The sequence below is a fragment of the Gelidibacter sp. genome, from assembly GCF_035577925.1.
GTDB lineage: Bacteria > Bacteroidota > Bacteroidia > Flavobacteriales > Flavobacteriaceae > Gelidibacter.
Genome location: NZ_DATJCY010000190.1, coordinates 1 through 3,034, shown reverse-complemented (window position 1 = coordinate 3,034; position 3,034 = coordinate 1). Strand labels below are relative to the sequence as shown.

Below are 3,034 nucleotides of genomic sequence, written 5' to 3'. Positions count from 1 at the left end.
AACAATAGCATCTTTATTATCTGCAACTATGGCTGGGATGATTATTGGATAACTACTAATTCCTGCGAAAGCAGGAATCTCATAATGATACGTTGATAACTTTTGATATGTTTCAGCCTTCAATTTATCTAATATAAAGCTTTTCTTTAATTTTGGCTTTCAAGTAAATTGTAATATAAAAAATATGATTCCTGCCTTCGCAGGAATGTACGTAAACATGAAACAATATCACGACCTCGTAAAACATGTATTAGAAAACGGTTGCCAAAAAGGAGACCGCACAGGAACAGGCACTAAAAGTGTTTTTGGATATCAAATGCGTTTTGATCTTAGTGAAGGTTTTCCGATGGTTACGACCAAAAAACTACATTTAAAATCCATTATTTATGAATTGCTTTGGTTTTTAAAAGGGGATACCAATATCAAATACCTTAACGAAAACGGTGTTCGGATTTGGAATGAATGGGCGGATGAACAGGGCGATTTAGGCCCGGTATATGGCCATCAATGGCGCAATTGGAACGATGATGAGATTGATCAGATAAAAGATGTTGTAGAAACCCTTAAAAAGAATCCCAATAGCAGACGCATGTTGGTTTCTGCTTGGAATCCTTCGGTATTGCCAGATACTTCAAAATCGTTTTCAGAAAATGTTGCCAATGGCAAGGCGGCACTTCCACCATGCCATGCTTTTTTTCAATTTTATGTGGCTGATGGGAAATTATCCTGCCAATTATACCAGCGCAGTGCCGATATCTTTTTGGGCGTACCTTTTAATATTGCTTCATATGCCTTGTTTACGATGATGATGGCGCAAGTTTGCGGCTATGAAGCTGGTGATTTTATCCACACCTTCGGCGATGCGCATATTTACAACAATCATATCGAACAATTGGAATTGCAATTATCAAGAGAAGTAAGACCACTTCCAAAAATGATCATAAATCCTGATGTGAAAGATATCTTCGGCTTTAAATTTGAGGATTTTACTTTGGAAGGTTACGATCCACATCCACATATTAAAGGGATTGTTGCTATTTAAACCCAATTATTCAACATTATACAAAAAGCGTTTTCCTTACAGATGACGCTTTTTTTTATAAATCATAAAAAATAGATTGAACATTTAAAACTGTTTTTTTCACTTCTAAATTCATTTACAAAATCGGCATGCTATTCGTTTACAGAAACTCCTTCTCCTTACTATATTATGTGAATTCACAACCCATATAAAAGCTGATTATCACACTTTTAAATTCAAATTAAGGTTCTTAAACCATTATTTTCAACAACACTATATTAACACTTCTGATTTCAGCAAAAAAACTTAACTTTACCTGAAATTTCAATGCTATGTTTGGAAAAAAGAATTCGATAGAGAAAATAGACAAAGAGCAATTAGAACTTATTGAAAATGCCCAACGCAGAATCAAACAAAAAAAACGTTTATACTACCATTTTGTAATTTTCTTGATCGGTGCTGTTTTTATCATTATCTTAAATACGGTTATTGGCGTGGGCCAGTTAAATAAAATTGCCGGACTCGATTGGTTTGTATTTGCCATTTTAGCATGGTTTTTCCTTTTTGTACTTCATCTTTTCAATGTATTTATCACCAATAAATTTATGGGAAAAGCATGGGAAGACGCACAACTTCAAAAATTGGTGGCCAAACAAAAAGCACGGATTTTAAAACTCCAGCAAGAGGTTGAAAAAACTCATCCGGTGGAAACCATTCCATTAATCGAAAAAAAAACTAAAATCCACAACAACTTAACACTTATTGTGGCCGCTGCAGAAAATGATGTGATTGGCAAAAACAATCAACTCATCTGGCATCTGAGCGACGATCTTAAACGCTTTAAAAACCTAACTTCTGGCCATTCTATAATCATGGGCAGAAAAACCTTTGAAAGTTTTGGTAAACCACTTCCTAACCGAACACATATTGTTATCACCCGTCAAAAAAATTATAATGCACCATTGGGTGTAATTGTAGTTAATAGCATAGAAGAGGCGTTGAAAACTGTAAAAAATGACACGCAACCATTTGTGATTGGCGGTGGTGAAATTTATAAAGAAGCCATGCCTTATGCTGATAAAATAGAATTAACACGAGTTCACGAACGTTTTGACGGCGACGCTTTTTTTCCTAAAATAGATCATTTGGTTTGGAAAGAAACTGAAAACATTCCACATCCAAAAGATGACAAACACGATTATTCCTTTTCATTCATCACTTACCAAAGGCAATAAAAGTTAGTCAAAGAATTGTTTCAATTATGAATAGTCTAATGAAATCATTCTACTTTTCCGATTTCACATCGTAAAACACGTTCAACTTTAATTGCGTTTTCTAAGAGAAAGAACACTTTTAATGCTGCTACAGAAGAAGGTTTATAGTTATTTCTGTCGTGACCAAAAGTTTTCCTGATAATATGGTAATTGCAGATAATCTTTCCAGAATTATTAAAACCACTGATAAGACTAAAAATTTCCATACTTACAACTAAAGACAAATTACAATTTGCCGTTGATCATAATGTATGATCACGTCTAAAAAAATAATTCTTATTTTTGCACTTCTATAAAATAATAAAACAATGAACGCATATATATTCCCAGGTCAAGGTGCCCAATTTACAGGCATGGGATTAGACCTTTATGAAAAATCAGCCCTAGCACAGCAGCTTTTTGAACAAGCTAATTCTATCTTAGGATTTTCAATCACAGATATAATGTTCCAAGGCTCTGCAGAAGCTCTTAAAGAAACCAAAGTAACGCAACCCGCAGTTTTTTTACATTCGGTGATTTTAGCAAAAACCTTAGGCGATCAGTTCAAACCCGATATGGTGGCAGGACATTCTTTAGGCGAATTTTCAGCTTTGGTAGCCAATGGTACTTTATCGTTTGAAGATGGCTTAAAATTGGTATCACAACGCGCTTTGGCAATGCAAAAAGCATGTGAATTAACACCAAGCACGATGGCAGCCGTTTTAGGTTTGGAAGATGCTATTGTTGAACAAGTATGTGC

Annotated in this window: 3 protein-coding genes; all 3 read left to right on the top strand. The window is 34.8% G+C overall.

What is annotated here, in order from left to right; all coding sequences use genetic code 11:
• The first annotated feature begins 217 nt into the window (after window positions 1–217).
• Window positions 218–1,042 (top strand): thymidylate synthase, encoded by an 825-nt coding sequence (locus tag VNJ50_RS07015; protein WP_325580353.1) that lies wholly within the window; start codon window positions 218–220, stop codon window positions 1,040–1,042.
• Between the two features lie 311 nt (window positions 1,043–1,353).
• Window positions 1,354–2,256, top strand: a complete 903-nt coding sequence (locus tag VNJ50_RS07010) for a dihydrofolate reductase (protein WP_325580351.1) — start codon at window positions 1,354–1,356, stop codon at window positions 2,254–2,256.
• Between the two features lie 347 nt (window positions 2,257–2,603).
• Window positions 2,604–3,034 (top strand): ACP S-malonyltransferase (locus VNJ50_RS07005; protein ID WP_325580349.1); only part of this gene is annotated, 431 nt, incomplete at its 3' end.

What these genes read in the sequence shown, in the direction of transcription:
- VNJ50_RS07010 (WP_325580351.1), top strand. Translation starts at nt 1,354, where the DNA reads ATGTTTGGAAAAAAGAATTCGATAGAGAAAATAGACAAAGAGCAATTA.
- VNJ50_RS07015 (WP_325580353.1), top strand. Translation starts at nt 218, where the DNA reads ATGAAACAATATCACGACCTCGTAAAACATGTATTAGAAAACGGTTGC.